This window comes from Rhodoluna miladensis (SeqCode), assembly GCF_965234705.1.
GTDB classification, from domain to species: Bacteria; Actinomycetota; Actinomycetes; order Actinomycetales; family Microbacteriaceae; genus Rhodoluna; species Rhodoluna miladensis.
This window is the reverse complement of the sequence record NZ_OZ248465.1, coordinates 505,038-528,770: the sequence shown is the minus strand read 5'-3', so window position 1 is coordinate 528,770 and position 23,733 is coordinate 505,038. Positions and strand designations below refer to the sequence as shown.

Annotated in this window: 25 protein-coding genes; 2 read left to right on the top strand and 23 right to left on the bottom strand. The window is 50.9% G+C overall.

Annotation, left to right across the window (positions count from 1 at the left end):
• Positions 1-3: 3 nt before the first annotated feature.
• The 4 genes from hisH to AC8GDC_RS02620 are packed head-to-tail and all read right to left on the bottom strand — an operon-like array spanning position 4 to position 2,711.
• Positions 4-633 (bottom strand): imidazole glycerol phosphate synthase subunit HisH, encoded by a 630-nt coding sequence (hisH, locus tag AC8GDC_RS02635; protein WP_506558336.1) that lies wholly within the window; start codon positions 631-633, stop codon positions 4-6.
• Positions 630-1,229, bottom strand: coding sequence for an imidazoleglycerol-phosphate dehydratase HisB (hisB, locus tag AC8GDC_RS02630; RefSeq protein ID WP_506558335.1), 600 nt, complete (start codon positions 1,227-1,229; stop codon positions 630-632). The genes hisH and hisB overlap by 4 nt, the downstream gene beginning before the upstream one ends.
• Positions 1,230-1,266: 37 nt before the next feature.
• Entirely contained in the window at positions 1,267-2,340 is a 1,074-nt protein-coding gene (locus AC8GDC_RS02625; protein ID WP_506558334.1) for a histidinol-phosphate transaminase, read from the bottom strand.
• A gap of 41 nt (positions 2,341-2,381) precedes the next feature.
• Complete coding sequence (locus AC8GDC_RS02620; RefSeq protein ID WP_506558333.1) at positions 2,382-2,711, bottom strand: LysM peptidoglycan-binding domain-containing protein; 330 nt, start codon at positions 2,709-2,711, stop codon at positions 2,382-2,384.
• Between the two features lie 174 nt (positions 2,712-2,885).
• Between AC8GDC_RS02620 and lexA the strand changes: the two genes are divergently transcribed.
• Positions 2,886-3,557: a transcriptional repressor LexA gene (lexA, locus tag AC8GDC_RS02615; protein ID WP_506558332.1), complete on the top strand. Its 672-nt coding sequence runs from the start codon at positions 2,886-2,888 to the stop codon at positions 3,555-3,557.
• Here lexA and hflX read toward each other — a convergent pair.
• Complete coding sequence (gene hflX / locus AC8GDC_RS02610) at positions 3,543-5,012, bottom strand: GTPase HflX (protein ID WP_506558331.1); 1,470 nt, start codon at positions 5,010-5,012, stop codon at positions 3,543-3,545. The two genes, lexA and hflX, sit on opposite strands and share 15 nt — an antisense overlap.
• A gap of 40 nt (positions 5,013-5,052) precedes the next feature.
• Here hflX and AC8GDC_RS02605 point away from each other — a divergent pair, with 40 nt between their 5' ends.
• Entirely contained in the window at positions 5,053-5,664 is a 612-nt protein-coding gene (locus AC8GDC_RS02605) for a class I SAM-dependent methyltransferase (protein ID WP_506558330.1), read from the top strand.
• Here AC8GDC_RS02605 and dapF read toward each other — a convergent pair.
• The 18 genes from dapF to rpsO all read right to left on the bottom strand — a co-directional run bounded on the left by dapF (position 5,661) and on the right by rpsO (position 23,706).
• Entirely contained in the window at positions 5,661-6,542 is an 882-nt protein-coding gene (gene dapF, locus AC8GDC_RS02600) for a diaminopimelate epimerase (protein ID WP_506558329.1), read from the bottom strand. The genes AC8GDC_RS02605 and dapF overlap by 4 nt on opposite strands.
• Before the next feature lie 9 nt (positions 6,543-6,551).
• On the bottom strand, positions 6,552-7,496 hold the full coding sequence (gene miaA, locus AC8GDC_RS02595; RefSeq protein WP_506558328.1) for a tRNA (adenosine(37)-N6)-dimethylallyltransferase MiaA: 945 nt from the start codon (positions 7,494-7,496) through the stop codon (positions 6,552-6,554).
• Entirely contained in the window at positions 7,497-8,966 is a 1,470-nt protein-coding gene (miaB, locus tag AC8GDC_RS02590; RefSeq protein WP_506558327.1) for a tRNA (N6-isopentenyl adenosine(37)-C2)-methylthiotransferase MiaB, read from the bottom strand.
• Positions 8,966-9,460 carry a regulatory protein RecX gene (locus AC8GDC_RS02585; RefSeq protein WP_506558326.1) on the bottom strand — a complete coding sequence of 165 codons (495 nt, stop codon included), beginning with the start codon at positions 9,458-9,460 and terminating at the stop codon, positions 8,966-8,968. Before AC8GDC_RS02585 ends, miaB begins: the two co-directional genes overlap by 1 nt.
• A 2-nt stretch (positions 9,461-9,462) precedes the next feature.
• Positions 9,463-10,530 (bottom strand): recombinase RecA, encoded by a 1,068-nt coding sequence (gene recA / locus AC8GDC_RS02580; RefSeq protein WP_506558325.1) that lies wholly within the window; start codon positions 10,528-10,530, stop codon positions 9,463-9,465.
• 152 nt (positions 10,531-10,682) lie between these two features.
• On the bottom strand, positions 10,683-10,889 hold the full coding sequence (locus tag AC8GDC_RS02575) for a DUF3046 domain-containing protein (RefSeq protein ID WP_506558456.1): 207 nt from the start codon (positions 10,887-10,889) through the stop codon (positions 10,683-10,685).
• Positions 10,890-10,934: 45 nt separating this feature from the next.
• On the bottom strand, positions 10,935-11,300 hold the full coding sequence (locus AC8GDC_RS02570; RefSeq protein ID WP_506558324.1) for a helix-turn-helix domain-containing protein: 366 nt from the start codon (positions 11,298-11,300) through the stop codon (positions 10,935-10,937).
• A 50-nt stretch (positions 11,301-11,350) separates the two neighbouring features.
• A complete protein-coding gene (locus AC8GDC_RS02565) occupies positions 11,351-11,854 on the bottom strand; it encodes a CinA family protein (protein WP_506558323.1) in 504 nt (167 codons plus the stop codon).
• The gene (gene pgsA, locus AC8GDC_RS02560) at positions 11,851-12,405 is read right to left on the bottom strand and encodes a CDP-diacylglycerol--glycerol-3-phosphate 3-phosphatidyltransferase (protein WP_506558322.1); all 555 of its coding nucleotides are present in this window, start codon (positions 12,403-12,405) and stop codon (positions 11,851-11,853) included. The genes AC8GDC_RS02565 and pgsA overlap by 4 nt, the downstream gene beginning before the upstream one ends.
• Positions 12,381-14,888 carry an FtsK/SpoIIIE family DNA translocase gene (locus AC8GDC_RS02555; RefSeq protein ID WP_506558321.1) on the bottom strand — a complete coding sequence of 836 codons (2,508 nt, stop codon included), beginning with the start codon at positions 14,886-14,888 and terminating at the stop codon, positions 12,381-12,383. Before AC8GDC_RS02555 ends, pgsA begins: the two co-directional genes overlap by 25 nt.
• 50 nt (positions 14,889-14,938) lie before the next feature.
• Positions 14,939-16,570, bottom strand: a complete 1,632-nt coding sequence (locus AC8GDC_RS02550; RefSeq protein WP_506558455.1) for a ribonuclease J — start codon at positions 16,568-16,570, stop codon at positions 14,939-14,941.
• A 63-nt stretch (positions 16,571-16,633) separates the two neighbouring features.
• Entirely contained in the window at positions 16,634-17,614 is a 981-nt protein-coding gene (gene dapA, locus AC8GDC_RS02545; RefSeq protein WP_506558320.1) for a 4-hydroxy-tetrahydrodipicolinate synthase, read from the bottom strand.
• Positions 17,615-17,639: 25 nt separating this feature from the next.
• Complete coding sequence (thyX, locus tag AC8GDC_RS02540; protein WP_506558319.1) at positions 17,640-18,371, bottom strand: FAD-dependent thymidylate synthase; 732 nt, start codon at positions 18,369-18,371, stop codon at positions 17,640-17,642.
• A gap of 62 nt (positions 18,372-18,433) precedes the next feature.
• Positions 18,434-18,886: a hypothetical protein gene (locus AC8GDC_RS02535; protein WP_506558318.1), complete on the bottom strand. Its 453-nt coding sequence runs from the start codon at positions 18,884-18,886 to the stop codon at positions 18,434-18,436.
• Positions 18,887-19,606, bottom strand: coding sequence for a 4-hydroxy-tetrahydrodipicolinate reductase (gene dapB / locus AC8GDC_RS02530; protein ID WP_506558317.1), 720 nt, complete (start codon positions 19,604-19,606; stop codon positions 18,887-18,889).
• Positions 19,607-19,629: 23 nt separating this feature from the next.
• Entirely contained in the window at positions 19,630-20,967 is a 1,338-nt protein-coding gene (locus tag AC8GDC_RS02525; protein ID WP_506558316.1) for a M16 family metallopeptidase, read from the bottom strand.
• Positions 20,968-20,978: 11 nt separating this feature from the next.
• Positions 20,979-23,183, bottom strand: coding sequence for a polyribonucleotide nucleotidyltransferase (locus AC8GDC_RS02520; RefSeq protein ID WP_506558315.1), 2,205 nt, complete (start codon positions 23,181-23,183; stop codon positions 20,979-20,981).
• 253 nt (positions 23,184-23,436) lie between these two features.
• Positions 23,437-23,706 (bottom strand): 30S ribosomal protein S15, encoded by a 270-nt coding sequence (rpsO, locus tag AC8GDC_RS02515; protein ID WP_506558314.1) that lies wholly within the window; start codon positions 23,704-23,706, stop codon positions 23,437-23,439.
• Positions 23,707-23,733 lie beyond the last annotated feature (27 nt).

The window sequence follows — 23,733 nt, the reverse complement described above, 5'->3', positions numbered from 1 at the left end:
TTTCTAGAGTGTCGCAAGCCAATTCCTTAAAAGCGTAATCCCGGCTTCACCTGATTTTTCTGGGTGGAACTGAACGCCGCTCAGTGGACCGTTCTCAACTGCAGCTATGAATTTCTCGCCATACTCAGCAAAGCTAACCACTGGAGCGATAAATGGCGGGTCCACCTGCAAAGTGAACTCCTTGGCTGCATAAGAGTGAACGAAATAAAAGAGTTGATCTGCTACTCCCTCGAACAACTTGGAATCAGCCGGCGCGGCTACGTTGTTCCAGCCCATGTGTGGAAGTTTTGGTGAATCCAACTTTGCAACTACCCCTGGCCACTGACTAAGCCCTTCGGTCTCAACCTCATGTTCAAGGCCTTTTTCAAACATCACCTGTAAACCAACGCAAATCCCAAGTACCGGCTTGCCCCCAGCCAATCGCTTATCGATTAGCTCTGGAGCTTTGACTTTTATTAGCGCCTTCATAACCGCTGCAAAGGCCCCAACTCCTGGAACCACCAGCCCATCGGCGGAGTGCACTTTGGATGGATCCGAAGTTAGTTCAACTTCGGCTCCCGCATACTCGAGTGCCTTTACTGCCGAGTGAACATTTCCGATGCCATAGTCAAGAACGACTACGCGAGCACTCACAGAGCTCCCTTGGTTGAGGGCACGCCCTCAACTCGAGAATCCTTGGCAACAGCCAAACGCATGGCTCGGGCGAAAGCTTTGAACTGAGCTTCCGCAATGTGGTGAGGATCGCGTCCAGCAAGTACATTTACGTGCAGGGTAATACCAGCGTTAGTGGCAATGGCCTCAAATACGTGCCTGATCATTGAACCAGTGAAGTGGCCTCCGATTAGGTGAAACTCAAATCCTGCAGGTTCGCCATCGTGCACTAAGAATGCTCTTCCCGAAACATCAACAACGGCTCGAGCCAAGGCCTCGTCAAGGGGAACGGTGGCATCTCCAAAGCGAGAAATGCCAGATTTGTCGCCCAGCGCTTGCTTGATTGCTTGACCTAAAACAATCGCGGTGTCCTCCACGGTGTGGTGAATATCGATGTGAGTGTCACCGGTAGATCGAATAACTAAGTCAATCAAGGAGTGCTTGGAAAAAGCAGTGAGCAAGTGATCGAAAAATGGGACGGTTGTAGAAACATCTGACCTACCGGTTCCATCCAGGTCCAAAGACAGCGTGATTGAAGACTCGCTGGTGCGTCTTTCAAGCTGGGCAATTCGACTCACGACACTCTCCTTGGCTTTGTTTGGGATTTACCCAAGTCTACAGTTTGACCAATTTTTTGGCACCTGCCAAGAACTTTGTGGTCTCGGCTTCAGTTCCTGCCGTGACCCGAAGTGTGTGAGGGATTCCTACGTTTCGAACCAGCACTCCTTGCTCTAGAAGTTGCTCAAAAGCCTCCGCGGAATCGTTCAGCCCACTAAACAATAAGAAGTTTGCTTCGGAACGAAACACTTCAAACCCCAGCTCCGCCAGCTCTAGGCTCATGCGGTCTCTTTGATAACGAATGTCCTCCACGGTTTTGAGCATCAGCGCCGAGTGCCTCAGTGCTGCAGTTGCAGCCGCCTGAGTGAAAGCCGAGAGGTGATAGGGCAATCGAACCAGGCGAAGAGCGTCTATGGCGCCGGGGTCGGCGGCTAAGTATCCTAGGCGCGCCCCGGCAAAGGCAAAGGCCTTACTCATGGTGCGGCTAATCAGAAGACGAGGTCGGCCTTCAAGAAGACTGATTGCTGACTCACCGCTGCCAAATTCGGCATAGGCCTCATCAACAACAATGATTCCCTCGGTTGCATCGTAAGCCGCCTCAATAACGCTGAGGCTAAGCGGGGTACCAGTTGGGTTATTGGGCGAGCAAAGCAAGACAATCGAGGGCTGGTGTTTCGCAATTTCCTCAACAACTAGCTCTGAGCTAAGTTCGAATTTCTCGCCCCTAGGTGCATCGACGTATTTAGTTCCAGTTGTCAGCGCCAAAAGGGAATACATGGAGTAGGTAGGTCCGAATCCTAGGGCCTTTCGGTTTGGTCCACCAAAGGCCTGGAAGATTTGAAGCAGCACTTCATTAGAGCCATTAGCTGCCCAGAGGTTTGCTTCTTTCATGCCATCGCCAAGATATGTGGCGAGCGCTGTTCGAAGCTTCGTAAACTCTCGATCTGGATATCGATTTATGTCTATTAGAGCGGCTGCTATTGCCGCCACGACGTCAATTGCCACCTCTTCTGGAATCTGGTGAGTGTTTTCATTTACATTCAACGCAACTGGAACATTTAGCTGCGGGGCGCCATATGGCTTTCTACCGCGTAGGTCATCGCGGATTGGAAGATCTTCTAGGCTAGCCATTACTCAAGATTAGTGGCTAACAAAAAAGCATCAACTGGAAGTTATGGGAGAGCTAGTTTGTCCCCGGTCGAAAGAGTTGCACTAGATAAGTTGTTCAGCAAAATCACTTCCGCGATCCAGTCCTGCTGTGATTTTCCATCAGAGTATGTCTTGGCAAGCTCCCAGAGTGTGTCTCCGGGCATCACTGAAACGTAGTTGAAGGCGTTCGAGCCGATTACGGTCTCGTCGGTGGCAACGGCGCTTTGGTTGAACACCATGCCGGCCAGCATCAGAGCCGAGGCGCTGATCACAAATAGGGTGCGGGCCAGCCTGGCGCGGCGCCTAGGGCTCATTGGGTGGAACTGGACTGCTTGAGCTGTCATCGAGGTCATTTGGAGCCTTTCCTTGAGTTGTTCGAACAAGTGTTCTACTTAGAACAAGATTACAAGGAACCACCGACATTTTGTCAACTATTTGGCAAAATTTTCGAAAATGTGTTTGATATTGGGCCAAATTTAGAATAAAGTTTCGATAACAGCCCAAAAGGGCCTAATTGAGAGGGTGAAATGGACGCCAAAAAGCCGACTCGCCGGGCTTCAAGCCTGAGCGCCATGCAGGAGCGCATTTTGCAGGCAATTCAGAGATCCAAGCTCGATAAGGGCTATGCCCCGAGCATGAGGGAAATCGGGGACGAAGTAGGCCTGTCCTCTCCCTCTTCGGTCACGCACCAGCTGAACCAATTAGAACTGGCCGGATACATCAGCCGCGACCCTAAGCGTCCCCGCACCATCGACGTGTTGATCGAAGTTGCCGGACTCGAGGCTGACCCAGGCGCAGACGTCGAAAACGTCACGCCAATTGGTGATGCAGCAATGGTTCCAATGGTTGGTCGAATTGCAGCTGGTGGGCCAATCACTGCTGAGCAGAATATTGAAGAGATCTTCCCATTGCCAAGACAGCTCGTTGGAAAAGGCGACCTATTCCTTCTCAAAGTTGTTGGTGAATCAATGATTGATGCCGCCATTTGCGATGGTGACTGGGTTGTTGTTCGTCAGCAGCAAACTGCTGAGAACGGTGATATCGTTGCAGCCCTCCTGGAAGAAGAAGCAACTGTCAAAACCTTCAAGCAGCGAGATGGCCACACCTGGCTACTGCCTAGAAACTCTAGCTTCGAACCGATTCTTGGTGATCACGCTGTGATTCTTGGAAAAGTAGTAGCGGTCCTAAGAAGTATCTAGGGCAAAGCTCTCAAGCTCACTAGCAAGCCCTGGCTTTACAAGCGTCTCCAGATAAGTTCCAGTTTCCCGATGCTCTAGCTTGGCGACTTTACCCTCGGAATGGATTCTGGATACAAGATCCCCTCTAGAGTATGGAACTAACACCTTCACGAAAAGTTCTGGCTTTGGAAGTAAGAATTCAATTCTTTCAAGCAGTTCAGAAATACCTTCTCCTGTTGATGCAGACACCAGCAGGCAGCCAGGCTCCATCCCACGAAGCGCGAGTTTTTCAGTCTCGTCTATCAAGTCGCACTTATTGAATACCACTAGCTCCAGGATGTCGGTTGCTTCAACCTCGGTAAGCACATCGCGGACGGTTTGGATCTGACTACCAGGATCCGGGTGCGAAGCATCCACCACGTGTACCACTAGGTCGCTGTGCGAAATCTCTTCAATCGTGGAGCGGAACGCTTCAACCAACTGGTGGGGTAGATTCCTGACGAAACCAACGGTGTCAGAAAGGGTGTATTCCCTGCCGTCGGATGTCTCGGTTCGTCTAACGGTTGGATCCAAAGTCGCAAACAAAGCGTTCTCGACCAACACTCCAGCGCTGGTAATGCGGTTCAAAAGTGATGACTTTCCAGCGTTGGTATACCCCGCTATAGCAACCGAGGGCACTTGATTCTTAGCTCGCGACGAACGCTTAGTGTCACGAGCTGGCGCCATTTCCTTTATTTGCTTGCGAAGCTTTGCCATCCGGGTATTGATGCGCCTTCGATCAAGCTCAATCTTGGTTTCACCAGGTCCACGCGATCCGATACCGACACCACCACCGACTTGACCACCGGCCTGACGCGACATGGATTCACCCCAACCACGAAGTCGAGGAAGTAAGTATTCAAGCTGAGCCAGTTCGACCTGGGCTTTTCCCTCCCGGGATTTAGCGTGCTGGGCAAAAATGTCGAGGATGATTGCGGTGCGATCAACGACTTTTACCTTCACAATGTCTTCGAGATTTCTTCGCTGACTTGGAGCAAGTTCAGTGTCAGCAATGACAGTGTCTGCTCCACAAGCTGCAACCACTGCTTTGAGCTCCTGGGCTTTTCCCTTACCGAGGTAACTTGCAGCATCTGGGAAATCCCTGCGCTGTAGCAAACCATCGAGTACTTCTGCGCCAGCTGTTTCAGCCAAGGCTGCAAGTTCACGCATGGAGTTTTCGGCATCCTGCAAAGTGCCTTTGCCCCACATGCCAATCAAAACAACCTTCTCTAGTCGTAGCTGTCGGTACTCAACATCGGTGATGTCCTGCAACTCGGTTGATAAACCTGCAACACGCTTAAGAGCACCACGTTCGGCCAGCTCAAGTTGATCGCCGTCAAAACTTGAGTTATCGGCTGCGCCAAATCGCTTCGCTCGCTCGTCGCGACGAAGGATTCGATCAATCATCGACGATGCGCGCTCGGGCTCTTGCTCCATGCTTCAACACTAGTAATCAGAATTGGGATAGATTGACCTCATGTCTGAGGACCACTACTTTTCACAGGAACCCAGCAGTCCCCTAAAACCTAAAGCAATCCAGATCCCCGTTGCCGGTGAATTAGTTGATGTCACTACCGCCTCTGGAACATTCAGTCCAACGCAGTTAGATTTTGGAACCGAAGTACTGATCGAACAAATGGACCTAGCCCCGGCTTCTGGAAACCTGCTAGATCTGGGCTGCGGCTGGGGTCCGATTGCTCTGAATCTAGGCAAGCTTCGGCCAAACACTAAAGTCTGGGCGGTAGATGTGAACACCCGTTCAGTTGAGCTAACCCAGGCCAACGCCAAGAGTTTAGGAATTTCTAACATCACCGCATTGCTTCCTGACCAGGTGCCAGCTAATCTCCGATTTAGCGGTATCTGGTCTAACCCACCAATTCGAATCGGTAAGAAAGAACTCCACGAATTGCTTTTGCTGTGGCTTCCTAGGCTTGAAACCCGAGGCGAGGCTTATCTGGTTGTCCAGAAAAACTTGGGTTCAGATTCCTTGCAGAAGTGGCTAACCGAAGAACTAGCTTCAGATTTCGAAGTTTCCAGGTACACATCGATAAAGACTTATCGAGTTCTGAAAATCAAGAAGAACTCCTAGACAGTAGCGAGATCGATCTCGCCGTCAAAGCTGAGTTCAGCTGGTCCACTAATTCCTACGTGTTCGCCATCTTCGGTAGCAAACATTCTCACTCCTACTACTCCACCAGGAACACTTACCTGCCACTGATTAGGGGCGTCGGCTCCGGCCCAGTACCGGGTGGCAAGAGCGGCAGCTGCAATTCCAGTTCCGCACGAGAGAGTCTCCCCCACACCCCGCTCAAATACCCGCATCGAAATGTGTCCAACTCCGTGTTGCACCATTGGTTCTTTTGGCACCACAAATTCAACATTGGCACCTGATTCTGGAACCGGTTTGATAACGGGTGCATCAATAAGTCGAAGAGCCGAAAGCTCAGCATCGCTAGCTAGGGCAACAACAGCGTGAGGGTTGCCAACATCAATTCCTTGAGCTGGCCTGGCTACCTTCAGGCCAGATGCTTCTACTTCAGATTCCCCATCCAGACGCCAACGTCCCAGATCAACTGCAAAACCATTTGAGGATTTAGTTATGTCCTTTACTCCATCACGAGTTCCGACCGGAAGCGTGGCGCCATCCGTGATTGTTGCCAAACCGCGCTCAATCAAATACCTTGCGAATACACGAATCCCGTTTCCACACATCTCAGCTGCCGAACCATCGGCGTTGAAATAATCCATAAACCAAATAGCGTTTGGCTCCTCAGCCAAAATCGCCTTGCCTTCAGGAAGGTGTGCAGACTTAACCACTCGAATAAAACCATCTGCACCGATGCCGAAGTGGCGGTTGCAAATCCTTGAAATCTGACCTTTGTTTAGCGTCAGAGCACCGTCTGCGTCCAGAACCAGCACAAAGTCGTTGCCAGTGCCATGGCCTTTGGTGAACGCAATTTTGGACATGTATAAAGCCTAGGACCGATTGTCCAAGATGCCATCGTTGTCAATAAGCTCAACTGCCTTTGTCAAAAGCTCAGTATCCAACGCCTCAAGCCACTTGATTCGATCATCTCGCTTGAACCAACTCACTTGCCTTCTGGCATAGCGCTGTGTCAGCTGAACCGTTGAGGCAATAGCTTCTTCACGGGTTAGCTCGCCATCTAACTCACCCAGTGCCTGCGCATAGCCAATGGCAACTGATGCGGTCTTGCTGTCTCTAAAGCCAGCTGGGATCAATGACGACACTTCCTCGACGAGTCCTTCTTCCCACATTTTCTGGACACGCTTTTCAAGCCTTGGAAGAAGTTGCTCTCGTTCCATTCGGAGACCAAATTCAAGAACCGGTTGCCAAGATTCAATTTCGTCGGGCAATGAAGCTGCAAATGGTTCGCCAGTTATCATCACAATCTCTAGGGCTCTGACAATTCGTCGCCCATTCTCGGGGATTATTCGGCTTGCTGCGATTTGGTCGAGTTCAGCAAGTTTTGTATGCATATGAAGTGGTCCGTGCTCGATAAGTTCGGCTTCCAGTTGGGCTCTAAGCTCTTGGTCTCTATCGGGAAACTCAAAGTTGTTCAGGCACGATGCCACATACAACATCGATCCGCCAACAAGGATTGGAATGATGCCGGATTCCTGGAGCTGAAGAATCTTCGCTCGGGCAAGCCTCTGATATTCAGCTGCTGTGGATTCTTGAGTTATCTCAAGCACGTCAATTAGGTGATGTGTGATACCTCGGCGCTCTGCGAGCGGAAGCTTGGCTGTTCCAATGTCCATGCCCTTGTATATCTGCATAGCATCGGCATTTACGATTTCGGCTTTTTGTCCAACGCTGTTGATGTACTCAGCGATACTAAGCGCCAGCTCACTTTTTCCTGTGCCAGTGGCGCCAACCACGGCAATTAGCTGTGAACTCATTTACTTGACGCGAAGGGTAGGGTATCCAAGATTTACACTCGAGACGTTTGCGGAGTCCGTTGCGCAAGAAGAAGCACTGCCCCTGTCGAATGCATCCCCAGCGCGAGTTGGACGCACTGAATAGCCAGCTGCTGGTTGATCCGCAAACAAGAAATATGGCTTGGCGTCTGTGACAGTGACGGTGACGAGATCACCCGGTCGAGGATCTGTGTGTCCTGCAGGGGTTTCGAAGTGCACCAGGCGGTTATCTCTAGCCCTGCCGGTAAGTCTTTGAGTTTGGGAGTCCTTGCGACCCTCGTGGTTTGCGACCAGTACTTCGACGCTTTTACCGAGCTGCTTTTTGTTCTCTTGCCAAGCAATTTCATTTACGTGTGCGATCAATCTCTCGTAGCGGTCTTGAACCACTTCTTTAGGAATCTGGTTAGCCATTTCACCGGCAGGAGTTCCTGGACGAATCGAATACTGGTAGGTGTAGGCCATCGAAAATGCTGATTCAGTGGCAACCCTCATGGTGTCCTGGAAATCCTGCTCTGTCTCTCCCGGAAAACCAACAATGATGTCGGTAGTGATTGCGGCATCGGGAATGGCTTTTCTCACCCGATCAAGAATCCCGAGATACTTATCGCTTCGGTAGCTTCGCTTCATGTTCTTCAAAACTTCGTTGGAGCCTGATTGCAGCGGCATGTGAAGGTGCGGCATCACGTTTGGAGTTTCGACCATGGCGTCAATCACGTCATCAGTGAAAGCGGCAGGATGAGGTGACATGAAACGGACCCGCTCTAGGCCATCAATTTCGCCGCAGGCTCTCAATAGCTTCGCAAAAGCGCCGCGTTCGCCGAACTCGACGCCATAGGTGTTTACGTTTTGTCCCAGCAGGGTTATCTCAATCACACCGTCTTCTACCAGTGCCTTGATTTCGCTCAGAATCTCGCCTGGCCGGCGGTCCTTTTCCTTACCTCGAAGCTGCGGAACAATGCAAAATGTGCAGGAGTTATTGCACCCAACAGAAATCGAGACCAAGCCGGCATAAACAGAATCACGCTTGGTCGGCAGATTGGATGGGAACGTCTCCAGCGCCTCGATAATCTCAACCTGAGCCTCGCGGTTGTGCCTAGCGCGCTCTAACAGAGTCGGTAGGGAGCCCATGTTGTGCGTTCCGAAAACCACATCAACCCAAGGGGCCTTTTTGATGATAGTGTCGCGATCTTTCTGAGCTAAACACCCACCTACCGCAATCTGAAAATTGGGGTTGGCTTCTTTTTTGGCAAGCATGGTGCCGAGGTTTCCATAGAGCTTATTGTCGGCATTTTCACGAACTGCACAGGTGTTGAATACAACCACGTCTGTCTCTCCTGGCACACCAGGAAGGTATCCCGCATCTTCGAGAAGCCCGGAGAGTCGCTCGGAGTCGTGAGAGTTCATTTGGCAGCCGTAAGTTCGAACTTCGTAGCTGCGGGTTTGGGTAAGCATCAGAATTCTGATTTTACCGCGTGGGCCTCTGCTTCCCTAATGGCGGTAAAAACTACTCCTGAGCCAAAGCCTCTTCGCTGCAAGAAACCAACTAAACGTCTATTTCTAACCTCTGGAGCCAACTTGGCCAATTGGCCCAACCTCTTTATTGCAACCTCAGTTGCAACCGCCAACTCGTCCTCATCCGATATGTCGGATGCAACCTGGTTGATTAGGTCCTGATCTAGTCCTTTGTCGGCCAGTTTCCTCTTGACCATGGAGCGAGCTAGACCTTGGGTTCGTCTGGAAGCATCGATTACCTGCTGGGCGTATGCCGAGTCATCTATTAGTTCAACTTCTGTGAACCGTTGAATGACTTGATTGGCAATTGCCGCAGGAATCTCATGTTTTTCTAAAGCCTCAGCCAACTCGGACGAGGATTTGGGTCCTCGCTCGAGTAGCTTCAGAACTATGTTTCGAGCACGTTCCTCGAGGTTATCTACCGACGAGAGCATTATTAGCTCGCGCTAGCTGCCTTTTTAGGTGCTGCCGGTACTTCATCAACTGGAAGATCAGCAACCGCTCTTGGAACACCAACACCAAGCTTGGTTTTGATCTTCTTCTCAATGTCATTTGCAACTTCAGGGTTTTCTAGCAGGAAGTTTCTGGAGTTTTCTTTACCCTGTCCTAGCTGGTCGCCTTCGTAGGTGTACCAGGCACCAGATTTCTTTACAATCTCGTGCTCAACACCGAAGTCCAGCAAGCTTCCCTCGCGGGAGATTCCAACACCGTAAATGATGTCGAACTCAGCCTGCTTGAAAGGAGAAGCCATCTTGTTCTTGACAACCTTGACGCGAGTTCTGTTTCCAACAGCCTCGGTGCCATCCTTTAGAGTCTCAATGCGACGAATATCGAGTCGAACCGAAGCGTAGAACTTCAGCGCCTTTCCTCCAGCGGTAGTTTCTGGGCTTCCGAAGAAGACACCGATCTTCTCGCGAAGCTGGTTGATAAAGATCATGGTGGTGTTTGTGTTGCTTAGGGCACCGGTTAGTTTGCGAAGCGCCTGCGACATAAGTCTTGCCTGAAGACCCATGTGTGAGTCTCCCATCTCGCCTTCGATTTCTGCCCTTGGAACCAGTGCAGCAACCGAGTCAACGATGATCACGTCGATCGAGCCTGAGCGAATCAGCATGTCCGCAATTTCCAAAGCCTGCTCACCGGTGTCTGGCTGGCTTACCAGTAGAGCATCGATGTCAACGCCGAGCGCCTTGGCATATTCCGGGTCCAAGGCGTGCTCGGCGTCGATGAATGCAGCAATTCCTCCAGCGCGCTGGGCATTGGCAATTGCGTGCAGGGCAAGGGTGGTCTTACCAGAAGACTCTGGTCCGTAAATCTCAACAATTCTTCCGCGAGGTAGTCCTCCGGTACCAAGGGCTGCATCCAGTGCGATGGAGCCGGTCGAAATGACCTCTACCGGTGCTCGCTCATCGGAACCCAGGCGCATAACTGAGCCTTTTCCGAACTGGCGGTCGATCTGGGCTAGAGCTGTGTCTAGTGCTTTTTCGCGATCTGAAGCTGATGGCATCTTCTGGTTCCTCTTTCGATTCGTGATGCTTCCGACATTACTTTTGGCTACCGACACTTATGGGCTCAAAACACCAATCTGTGTATAACTCTGAGCTTTCAACTGCCTTAGAGCAACCATAGCAGGATTCGAACAAGATTTCGAGTGTTTATTTACTCGGCGTGTTGTTTTTTAGCTTTTTTGTCCAGTCCGGTCCAACGCTCCTGAGGCACCTGCTGGGCCCTGCAGATAGCCAGCCAAATCTGCCTGGGGTCTTGCCCTTGGGCCAATAAAACCGAGGCAGTCTTATCCCCCAGCTCAAAAAGGGCTAAATCACGAATCAGGACTTCAGATTGGGGCTTGCCAAACTCATCGGCCATCAGCTCATGGAACTGGCTAAGGCGCAATTGGGGCTATTTCTCGGGCTAAATACGGCCGCTGAGCAGGTCTTTTTCAAGCTGCTCGTTGAAATCCTGGACAAAGCCGATCGGGACGGTCAAATCCGACACTTCTCGAGCTCCGGTGGCCTGAGCCATGAATTCTTCAGGCAAAACGCCTTCAACTAGGGCAATGCGGTCCGAAACCTCACGGAGGACAACCGACAGCGGCACCTCAAGGGCCTCGGCCACTGCCGAGAGGATCTCTGAAGAAGCCTCTTTCTGGCCTCTCTCTAGCTCGCTCAGGTAGCCTAGGGCCACGCTGGCGCGGGCCGCTACCTGGCGGAGAGTCTGACCCTTCTGAAGCCTAAAATCGCGGAGTACGTCTCCAATTTCTGTTCTAACCAATGTCATTTGACCCTCCTTCCGAAGCTCTACTTTATCTCTGACTAGCGACAACTCGATTATTCCGCAATTTCTTCCCACAGGTGACCAAGTCCCAGCAAAACCGCAGAATTCTGTATTTTTGCCCTATCCCCAGCCAGTTGGTGGGCAAATACGTTGCTGGAAACCGAGTCTTCTGTGCCCTTAGACACGCATATGTAGACCTCCCCGACTGCTTTCCCGTCTTGCTCACTCGGGCCTGCCACCCCGGTGGTTGAAACCGACACAACTAGAGCTAGATCCAAACCAAGTTTCGATGCAATCTTGACCCTAAGACCCTCTGCCATTTGAGCGGCGACCTCAGGGTCAACTGCCCCTTGGTTTTCAAGAAGCGCCTTGGATACCCCGAGGAGTTCATGCTTCAAAGAAGTTTCGTAGGCAACTATTCCGGTGAGCAAAACTTCAGATGCTCCAGCAACTTTCGAAAACTCTGCGGTGAGTAATCCACCGGTTAGAGACTCTGCCACCACAAGTTTTTTGCCCTGAGATCGAAGTCGATCAAGAATTTGCTCTGCACTGCTCACTTCTTGATCGCCGCCACAAAAAACTGAACACCAGAAATCAAAGTTGAAGCAAGAGCAACCAGCATCAACCCTTCTTCAACAAAACTCCAGAACGGCACCCAAACCTCAAATGGAGCAAGCACCGCACCTACTCCAATACCTTGCAGCACAGTTTTCAGTTTTCCAGAACCAGCTGCCGCAATTACTTTGTTTTTTACAACCATCACTCGATACAAAGTAACTGCAATTTCACGCGAAAGAATCAAAATGGTAATCCACCAGTCGATTTCCCCTAGATAGCTAAGGGTTACCAGCGCACTTCCCAATAGCGCCTTGTCGGCGATTGGGTCAAGAATTTTGCCAAGATTAGTGACTTTGCCGGTTCTTCTAGCAACCGCACCATCGATGCCATCGGTTGAAATAGCAAACACAAAGACAAAAGTTGCTAGCCAGTGCTGCCAAGAGTTTGGATCAGGGGAAATCAGAAGCAGATACACAAACAGTGGTGCAAGAGCTATTCGGGCTACGGTGATTGAGTTTGGTAGGTTCACGGTCTGCCCGTCAGCTGCCACGCATCCTCATCGCCGTCGTCATCACCCTGGGTGCGGATAACACCAGAATCTACCGCCATAGTTTGCTGGACATCCCCTCGAAGCTGACCCAGAACTGTTGCTAGCTCATCGGGTTTTACCAGCACATCCCTGGCCTTCGATCCTTCGGATGGCCCAACGATGTTTCTAGATTCCAAAAGATCCATAAGGCGACCAGCTTTAGCAAAGCCCACCCTAAGCTTTCTTTGCAACATCGAGGTCGAACCAAATTGCGAATTCACAATCAATTCGGTTGCCTGAAGCAGCACTTCTAAATCATCACCGATGTCGGCATCGACAACCTTGGCAGTCACTGTAGCTGCAACATCGCTTCGGTATTCAGGTTCCATCTGTTGCTTGACGTGAGACACCACGGCATGAAGCTCTGCCTCTCCGACCCAGGCACCCTGAACACGGATTGGCTTGTTAGTTCCCATCGGGGAAAACAAGGCATCTCCTTGACCAACTAGTTTTTCGGCTCCAGGCTGATCCAAGATCACGCGAGAGTCGGTCAAGGAAGAAACCGAGAAAGCAAGCCTGGAAGGAACGTTGGCCTTAATCAAACCGGTTACAACATCAACCGATGGGCGCTGGGTAGCAAGAACCAAGTGAATACCCGAGGCACGAGCTAGCTGAGTGATTCGAACAATGGAATCCTCCACATCTCGCGGTGCCACAATCATCAAATCCGCAAGCTCGTCAACAACTACCAAAAGATACGGGTAGGGCTGAAGCTTTCTGGTTGAACCCTCAGGCACCGAAAGCTCTCCTGCGACGACGGCCCGATTGAAATCATCGATGTGCTTGAAGCCAAAGGATGCCAGATCGTCGTATCGCATATCCATTTCCTTCACTACCCACTGCAGCGCCTCTGCAGCTTTCTTTGGGTTAGTGATGATTGGAGTAATCAAATGTGGAACTCCCTGATAGGCCGCTAGCTCCACTCGCTTTGGGTCAATCAATACCAGCCTTACCTCGGCAGGTTTTGCACGCATCAAGATCGAAGTAATCATGGCGTTTACGAAGCTAGATTTACCCGCGCCGGTTGCTCCAGCGACCAACAGATGTGGCATCTTTGCCAGGTTTGCAACTACGAAGCCACCCTCGACATCTTTACCGATACCGATGGTTAGCGGGTGCTGAGACAACTTGGCATTTTGCGACCTTAGAACATCCCCTAGCGAAACGGTCTCACGATCGGTATTTGGAATCTCAATACCAATTGCACTCTTGCCTGGGATTGGCGCCAAAATGCGAACCTCGTTGGAAGCTACTGCGTAAGAAATGTTGCTTGCCAAGCGGGTTACGGCCTCAACCTTTACCCCTGCTGCTAGTTCGACTTCGTACCTTGTCACAGTGGGTCCCCTGGAAAAACCAGTCACAGTAGCTTCAATATCAAACTCGTTGAATACCGCGCTGATGGATGCAACAACCTCATCCGTTACTTCAGAGCGAAGTTTAGGAACTGTTCCAGCACCCAGCAAAGACTGATCCGGAAGCTTATAGGTTCGATTGGTTCTTCCAACTTGAGCTACCGGCTGCTCATCCGGTTCAGCGTCAAACAAAGCCTCGGGTTCAATTGGAATTTCCTGAACAATCGGGATCTCCCGAGTTCTTGGGGTTGGGTTATCAAATAAGTCCTCAACCAAATCGGTTCCATCTTGCTGCACTACTAATGCCGAATCGAATGAGCCCTCGTCTTTTTTGCCCCTGCGCCACCAAGGCGCCTTGGTGCCATCAAAGGCATCGGGGATTTCTTCGCCTTCTTCTACTTCGTGCGAGCCTTTTAGGGAAGAGCCGAATAAGTACTCATAGAGCTCACCCAAACGCTGACCTATTTTGTTTGGCGCAGTTTTGGTCATGATCAAAATCGAAGCAAATCCAATCAGGGCCAAAACCGGAACCGCACCCCAGATAGTAATTGTTGAGATAAAAGGAATAGATACCAGCCAACCAAAAAGACCTCCGGCTGCAGCAAGGGCCATAACCCCATCGGTTGGCTGAGGCTGAGTGCTAAACAGATGAAAGAAACCTGAAACAGTAATTAGCATCAGGAACAAACCAACTCCGATTCGAGAGTTGTCTTGCACCGTGGAAGGGTGACGAGCTAGGAAGATGGCGAAAATGATCATGATTACTGGAAGGCCAAATGACACCGGGCCAAATAAAAGCCCAAAGCTCCAGGCGTTCAAGGTCTGAGCCCAGCTTTCTTGGATCAGGAACCAGCCAAAGGTGATGCCTAAAATGCCAAGAATTGCCATAAAGAATGGAAAACCATCACGACGGTCTTCTTTGGAAATCTGATCAGGAGAAAGCGCTCTGGCGGCTCCACCGAATCCGTGAGCCAGGGCCAAGTAAAGACGAACCAGTGGGTGCGCACGTGAAGAACCCTCAGCCTTGGGCTTTAGAACCTGAGTCTTGGCTGGGGCGCGTTTTCTCGCGGGAGGCGATTTTCTGGTTGCCATGGCTCCAAAACTACTAGCGGGCGGCCCAAAACCCGCGGAACCTAGGGCGGCTAGCCGTGAATGACCACCGGAATGATCATGGGCTTACGGCGATGAGCCTTAGAGACCCAGCCACCAACACTTCGGCGAATAACTTGCTGAAGTGAATGAGTGTCCCTTATTCCTTCCCTAGCTGCCTGCAGCAGGGCCTTTTCAATTTGAGGTTTAACATCGTCAAAAACGTGATCTTCCTCGGCGAATGCCCGCGCCCTAATCTCAGGACCAGCGGTTATCAATCCAGAATTTGGATCCACCACAACGAAAACAGAAATGAATCCTTCTTCGCTCAATACTCGGCGATCTTTCAAATCTTCTTCGGTGATTGTTCCAACTGTCTTGCCATCAACGTAGAGCAAACCGCACTCCACTTCGCCAACCACCTTGGCTACACCATCGCTCAAATCAATTACGAAACCATCCTCAGCCAGAATGATGTTGTCTTTGCTGATTCCCGTTTGCTCGGCAACCCGGGCATTGGCAACTAGGTGACGGTACTCACCGTGCACTGGCAAAACATTCTTAGGTTTCAAGATGTTGTATACGTACATCAGCTCCCCGGCTGCGGCATGACCGGAGACGTGGACCTTGGCATTTCCCTTGTGGATTACGTTTGCTCCGAGCTTTGTAAGTCCGTCAATAACTCGGTAGACAGCGTTTTCGTTTCCAGGGATGAGCGAGCTTGCCAAAATCACGGTGTCGCCCTCAGCGATTTCAATTTCATGTTCCAACTTGGCCATCCGCGATAGCCCAGCCATTGGTTCTCCCTGGCTACCGGTGGACATAAACACCAGCTGAGAATGTTTGTATTTGTTTGCATCCTTCAAATCAACGATGGAATCATCAGGAACTTTCAAAAAGCCCAGCTCCGCAGCAATTTGCATATTGCGAACCATGGATCGACCAACCAGCACCACCTTGCGGTTGTTGCTAACGGCGGCATCAATTACTTGCTGAACCCTATGCACGTGAGAGGCAAAGGAAGCCACAATCACGCGCTTGGTGGCGCGTCCGATGACATCGTGCAGTACGGGACCAATGTCTTTTTCTAGAGGGGTAAATCCTGGCACGTCGGCATTTGTCGAGTCGCACAAAAACAGATCAAGGCCAGCTTCACCGATTCTGGCAAAGGCTCGAAGGTCTGTGATACGGCCATCGAGTGGAATTTGGTCCATCTTGAAATCGCCTGTGTGCAGAATGGTTCCAGCTTTGGACTTGATCAAAACAGCAAGAGCATCAGGAATCGAGTGATTCACAGCGATGAACTCAAGTTGGAAATCGCCCATAACCTCAACATCGCCCTCGCGAACGGTGTGAGTGTAGGCAGGCAGTCGGTGCTCCTTGAGCTTGGCCTCGATAAAGGCAAGTGTCAAAGCTGACCCGATGATTGGGATATCTGCTCTCATGCGAAGAAGGTATGGCACTCCCCCGATATGGTCTTCGTGACCGTGAGTAAGAAATATTCCAATAATGTCGCTCAGGCGATTTTTCAGGTAGCCAAAATCAGGCAGAATCACATCGACGCCTGGCTGATGTTCTTCTGGGAAAAGGACTCCGCAGTCAACAATAAGTATCTTGCCGTTGATTTCAAAAACGGTCATGTTTCGACCGATTTCACCAATTCCACCTAGTGGAATGATTCGCATAACGTCTTTTTTGAGTGGAGCCGGATGAGGCAGGGTTAGGACCACAGTCTTCTTTCTTTGACGCTACCTAGTTGTGCCAGCCACCTTCGGCAGCGCACCGCCAGCGGCAGCATTTCTATCTGGTCTAAAGTTTGCAAACGACAAGCCCGGAACTGTTCCGACCTTCTCAATTCCATCTTCAATTCTTGCGGCTTCATCGTCTTCTGGACCAACCAAAGGAAGTCGAACACGAGGTGAGCCGATTTGACCCAATCCGTGAAGCACATACTTAGCAGCAACTGTTCCTGGAACATTTGTCATGATTGCGCGCTGCAAAGGCTCTAGAGCGTTATGCACCTTGAGCGCGTGGTGAAAATCATTACGGTTGGTGGCATCAACTAATTCGCGGTACGCAGCAGGGGCTACGTTTGCGGTGACACCGATAAGGCCGGTAGCACCAATTGCGATGTGAGGCAAAACATTTGAGTCATCGCCAGAGAAATACATCAGGTCGGTTTCGTTCATGATTCTGGAAGCTTGTGCTAGATCGCCAACTGCGTCCTTGACCGCAACGATGTTTGGGTGCTTGGCGGCTCTGTGGAAAGTCTGTTGAGAAATTGCGACTCCGGTGCGACCTGGGATGTCATACAAAATTACCGGCAGGTCAGTTGCATCAGCAATCAGTCTGAAGTGAGTCAAGATTCCAGCTTGAGTTGGCTTGTTGTAATAAGGAGTCACGATCATCACGCCATCGGCGCCAGCTTTTTCACTCTGCTTGTATAGCTGCATCGCGTGAGCGGTTTCGTTTGATCCACCACCGGTGATTATCTTGGCCCTGCCAGCCGCAACAGATTTTCCAACCTCAACAAGTTTGATTTTCTCGGCATCGGTAAGTGTCGAAGTTTCACCGGTAGTACCAGTGACAACAACTCCGTCGGCACCGTTGGAGATGACGTAATCGATGTGCTTTTCAGTCGAAGCCCAGTCGACTTCACCTTCTGGTGTCATAGGCGTGACAAGGGCGACCAAGACTTGGCCGAAGATGTCCTTGTTGGTTTTTGCCATGACTAAACCCTAGCCCAAGGGCAAGTTATGGTGCTACTCGCCCGTTTTGATTGAAAGTCTCGTAGCTGTATGGCATGAGCTTTGCCCACTCATCTTCCATCTTCTCTGCACACATTTCGATCTCACGCTGTGGGTAGGACGGGAAGTGAGTGCCCTCGCGCTTGGTGCGAAGACTCAGGAAGTTCATAAGGGCACGCGCATTCATGGTGACATACATGCTCGAGTAGATATTCAACGGCAAAACAATTCGAGCAACTTCTCTTGCTACCCCTGCCTCAAGCATGCGCTGGTAGGACGCAAAGGCCGTAATTGACGCAGTCCGAGATTCTTGCTCAACAAGAGCAATCTGCTCAGCAGAACCGGGGTGAAATTCATAGTGACCGGTCTTACCGGTCTGCACCAAGTTGCGATCTGGTCCTGGAACATAGAAAACAGGTGAAAGCTCTTTGTAGCGGCCGGATTCCTCGTTGTAGCTTGCAATGCGGTGACGCATAAACTCTCTAAATACAAAAATTGGTGCCTGAACGTAGAAAGTCATTGAGTTGTGCTCGAACGGTGATCCGTGACGATCACGCATTAGGTAATTGATTAGACCTCGGTCGCGCTTGTCGGTCTCGGCATCCTGGTTTGCGGTTGCAGCCTCTAGGGACTGCTCACCCTGAGTAGACACTCGGGCAGCAAAAAGAACGTCCTGGTCGCTAGCGTTTGCTCGAACCAGTTCGACCGTGACATCGGATCTAAAAATTACGTCAGACATTCCCACTAGCTTAGCTACTGGCTCGAAACCCCGAAGGCAATTCCGCGCCGAGCCTTACGGAACTAGCTAATTGGACCCTTGCCAGTCAAAGTGATGGCCTGCCTCATGGCCTTCCTGGCTCTTGCCCTATCCCCTGCAGCGTCATATGCCAAACCAAGAGCAAACCAAGCTTTCCAATTGGTCTGATCCGCTTCAACACTTTGACGAAACTGTTCGAAAACTTCTTGAGCAGATTCCTTTGTTGGTCTGCCACTGGGACGAAGCTCAAACGGAAACTGTGGCCAAGCGTTTTCCTTTTTTAGTTGATCGCCTAGCTTTTCGATTCGAAGACCAAAACGCAGCTCCATAAAGATTCCCCAAAAAGCAACCGCTGGTAAAAACAGCATCAGGGAGCCGATTGCAATACCGATTGGCTCTCCGGAACCAACAAGAGCAAATGACCGATCAGCTACCAGCACCAAATACATAAGCACTAGAGCGCTCATAACCAGTGCGCCAAATTTAGCTGAGGTCAACTACTTTTCCTCGAGCAGGTTCATTAGTCCAACGGTTAGACCAGTGCGGCCCGGGCTTTTTCGCATAGCCAGCAGCAAGCCCTGAGCGTAGACCTCGTGCGAATCAACGACGTGCTTGAAGTACAGAGTTTCATTAGGACCGGCCATCAAAACTTCTTGCTCTGCATGAGCATCTTCGATTCTCAAACTTGTGATTGGCACACCGTTGAAAACCGGGGCGGGGTTGCCTGGGGTCACCGGCTTAGCATCCCGACCTTTTCTAGCGGCTGAAATTTCTTGCGCAGTAAATAGCGCCGTTCCAGAAGGTGCGTCGAGTTTTTTGGTGTGATGGGTTTCAATAATCTCAATTGCGTCAAAATACTTGGCAGCCTCTGCCGCAAACTTGGTTGCTAGAACCGAGCCAATCGAGAAATTTGGAATAACAACGACAGTCGCACTTTTGCCAACCATTTTGTCCCTGAGGGCATCGAGCTTGTCTTTGCTCCAACCGCTAGTGCCGACAAGGATCTTGATGTTGTTTTGGATTGCAAAATCCACAATCGCAACCGATGCATCGGGCTTCGTCAAATCAACCAGCAGGTCAGCTCCGATAGCCTCAGCTGGAGAGTTGTGGGAGCTAAGAGCTGAGTGAAGCTCTAGGTCTGGGTTTTGCTCGATCAAAGAAAGAGCGAGCTGGCCCATCCGACCTGATGCGCCGATAACCGAGATTTTGATTGCCATGCTACAAACTTACCCAGTACCGCTTAGCGGACAAAACTTTCAAACATGGTTTCGGTCACATCGCCCACCGCAACTATTGAGCGTGGCAGTTTCAATAGGTCCTGAGCGAGAGCCTGGACCTGAGAAAGTTCAACGGCAGAAAATCTCTCAATGGTTTCATCCAGGTCCATAAACTCCCCCGCCACTATCTCGGCACTTGCCAACCGGGACATTCTGGCCTGGTTAGTTTCGAACTTCAAAGCTAATGAGCCTGAAATGTTTCCTCTGGCAAGGGCTAGTTCTTCTGAGGTGATTCCGCTCTGAGCTACCTTGTCGAGCTCTGCGATCATAAGCTCGGTGACTTCCTTAGCTTTCGCTGGTGAGCATCCGGCGTAAAGACCAAATGTTGCGGCGTCGGAGTAGCCCTGATTGAAGGAGTAAACCGAGTACGCAAGTCCGCGCTTTTCACGAATCTCTTGGAACAATCTCGAGCTCATTCCGCCACCAAGCACAGTGTTTAGAACACCCATTGCATAACGTCTTGGGTCATCGACATACAAACCTTCGGAACCAACCATGATGTTCACTTGAGAAATTGGTCGGTGAATGACATTCAGCTTGCTGCCACGTGAAATCTTTGCAGGGTTCAACAGTCTTCTTGGTACCGGCTTGGCTTGTAGACCTAGGTCCCAGCCAGCAACAGATAGTCCTTGCTCAACGAGTTTGATTAGCTCCTGGTGATCAACGCTTCCAGCTGCCGCCACAACCAAATCCTGAGGACGGTAGTTGTTTTGGTAATGCTCCCATACCGCAGCGCGTGAAACGGCGGTGATGGTCTCGATCGTTCCGCCAATTGGTCGACCCAGTGGATGATCTCCCAAAACGGCACTCGAAAAAGCTTCGTGCACCACATCTTGCGGGTCATCGTCGTTCATCGCCAATTCTTCAAGAATTACTGGTCGCTCGTTCTCAAATTCTGTTTCGTCGATCAGGCTCGAGGTGAGCATGTCAGCAATTACCTCAACCGCAATCGGCAAAGCCTTATCTTGAACCTTGGCGTAGTAAGAAGTGTGTTCTTTACCAGTTGAAGCGTTGGAAGATCCCCCAACCGAGTCAAAGGCAACTGCGATGTCCATCGCGGTTCGAGTTTTGGTGCCCTTGAAAAGCAAGTGCTCTAAAAAGTGTGTGGAACCGAAGTGATTGTTTGTTTCGTCTCTGGAACCAACCGCCACAGAAAACGAGACCGAGACTGATTGGCTTCCTGGAACTTGCTCAGTCAAAATGCGAACACCGCTTGGGAGGACGCTTCTGCGAACAGAAGAGCCCCCCGAAGCGGTGAACGAAAGATCAGATTGTTCTAACGGGAGAATAACCTCGGTCATAAAGGGTTGGCTTACGCTTCCTCAACGTCAACCGGTGAAAGCGATAGCTTTCCACGGTCGTCGATCTTGGAGATTTCTACCTGGATACGCTGGCCAACCTCGAGAACATCTTCAACGTTCTCAACGCGCTTGCCGCCAGCCATCTTCTTGAGCTCCGAGATGTGTAGCAGACCATCGCGACCTGGAACTAGTGAGATGAAGGCACCGAAGGTAGCCAGCTTCACAACAGTTCCCAAGAAGCGCTCACCGATCTCTGGAACGTGTGGGTTGGCAATCGCGTTGATGGCAGCCTTGGCAGCCTCAGCGGATGGACCATCCACGGCACCGATGTAAACGGTTCCGTCGTCCTCAATCGAAATGTCTGCTCCAGTGTCGTCCTGGATCTGGTTGATCATCTTGCCCTTAGGGCCGATAACCTCACCGATCTTGTCCAGTGGAATTCTCACTGAGATAACGCGAGGCGCGGTCGGCGCCATCTCGTCTGGCTCTGAGATTGCCTGGTTCATTACTCCCAGGATGTGAAGTCTTGCTTCCTTAGCCTGAAGTAGTGCTCCATCCAAAACAGAAGCAGGGATTCCATCGAGCTTGGTGTCCAGCTGGATAGCTGTCACAAACTCGCTTGTTCCGGCAACCTTGAAGTCCATATCTCCCAGTGCATCTTCTGCACCAAGGATGTCGGTTAGAGCCGCGTAGCGGGTCTTTCCGTCAACCACGTCAGAGATAAGTCCCATCGCAATACCTGCAACCGGTGCACGAAGTGGCACACCCGCGTTTAGCATCGCCAAAGTTGAAGCACAAACAGAACCCATCGAGGTTGAACCGTTTGAGCCAAGGGCTTCGGATACCTGACGGATTGCATATGGGAATTCATCTCTTGCAGGAAGCACTGGAACAAGGGCGCGCTCAGCTAGAGCTCCGTGGCCGATTTCGCGGCGCTTTGGAGTTCCAACTCGACCGGTTTCACCGGTTGAGTAAGGAGGGAAGTTGTAGTTGTGCATGTAGCGCTTCTTGGTCACTGGTGAAAGTGAGTCAATCTGCTGCTCCATCTTCAACATGTTCAGTGTGGTGACACCAAGGATCTGGGTCTCTCCACGCTGGAAGATTGCAGAACCGTGAACACGTGGGATTACTGATACTTCAGCATCCACCTGACGGATGTCGCGCAGTCCACGGCCATCGATACGGATTCCTTCTTCAAGAACACGACGACGCATAACCTTCTTGGTCACAGACTTGTAAGCGGCGCTAAACATAGCCATCTCTTCTTCAGAAACGGTGGCTGCCATCTTTTCCTTGACCTGTGCCTTGTAGGCATCGTCCTGGTCCTGACGAGACTGCTTGTCAGCTACCTGGTAAATGCGAGCAAGTTCTTTTTCAGTTTCCTTCTCAACGATTGCGTAGAACTCATCGGTGTAAGGCAAGAACACTGGATACACGCCGCTTTCGCGAGATGCAACAGCAGCAAGTTTCTGCTGAGCCAAGATCAATTCCTTGATGAATGGCTTGGATGCTTCAAGACCTTGAGACACAACCTCTTCGTTTGGAGCGGTTGCGCCTTCATTCTTGATTAGATCCCAGGCGTTCTCAGAAGCTTCTGCTTCAACCATCATGATTGCGATGTCTTCTTTACCGTTTTCAACGATTAGACGACCTGCAACAACCATGTTGAATACCGCCCGCTCGAGCTGAGAGTACTTAGGGAATGCAACCCACTGGCCATCGATTAGTGCAACACGCACTCCACCGATTGGACCGGAAAATGGCAAACCAGCAATCTGGGTCGACATAGATGCCGCGTTGATTGCTAGAACGTCGTATAGCTCGTCAGGCTCGATAGCCATAACGGTCACAACAACCTGAATTTCGTTTCTTAGGCCATCAACGAATGATGGGCGAAGTGGACGGTCAATTAGACGACAGGCCAAGATGGCCTCAGTCGATGGACGACCCTCACGACGGAAGAATGATCCTGGGATTCGTCCCGCGGCATACATTCTTTCCTCAACGTCGATAGTCAATGGGAAGAAGTCGAACTGGTCTTTTGGCTGCTTGCTCGCGCTTGTTGCCGAGAACAGCATTGTTTCGCCATCTAGATAGACAGCTGCCGAACCCTGCGCTTGCTGCGCTAGGCGTCCTGCTTCGAAGCGAATGGTTCGCTTTCCGTACTTGCCGTTGTCAATTACTGCTTCGGCTGATTTAATTTCTGGACCTTCCATGGTCCCTCCTCTTTGTTTATAAGCGCGTTAGTTTTTTACTCAACTGTTGAGAAAAACGCGCATAGCGAGGATGAGGCGAGAGATTTTTTGCCGCTAAGACTTAGCTGCTGCCTGGTCGTCAGTAGAAAAACTTGGGGAAATTCCCAAGATCCACCACCGAGGACCAGCAAACCTATCCTCATCGCTCAATAATGAGCCTAACAGGGTAAGGCAAATAAGCCTAGGAAACTAGGCGAATAAGGTGATTTTTGCTTTAGCGGCGGATGCCGAGGCGCTCAATAAGCGCACGGTAGCGGTTGATGTCTACCTTCTGGAGGTATCCAAGAAGACGACGACGCTGACCAACCATTAGCAATAGACCACGACGTGAGTGGTGATCGTGCTTGTGCTCTTTTAGGTGCTCGGTTAGGTCCTTGATGCGCTGGGACAAAACTGCAACCTGAACCTCAGGAGAACCGGTGTCACCTGGGTGGGTTGCGTACTGAGCGATGATGTCGTTTTTTACTTTTGCTTCTAGTGACACTTTTATTTCCTTCGATTCGCTGCGCGG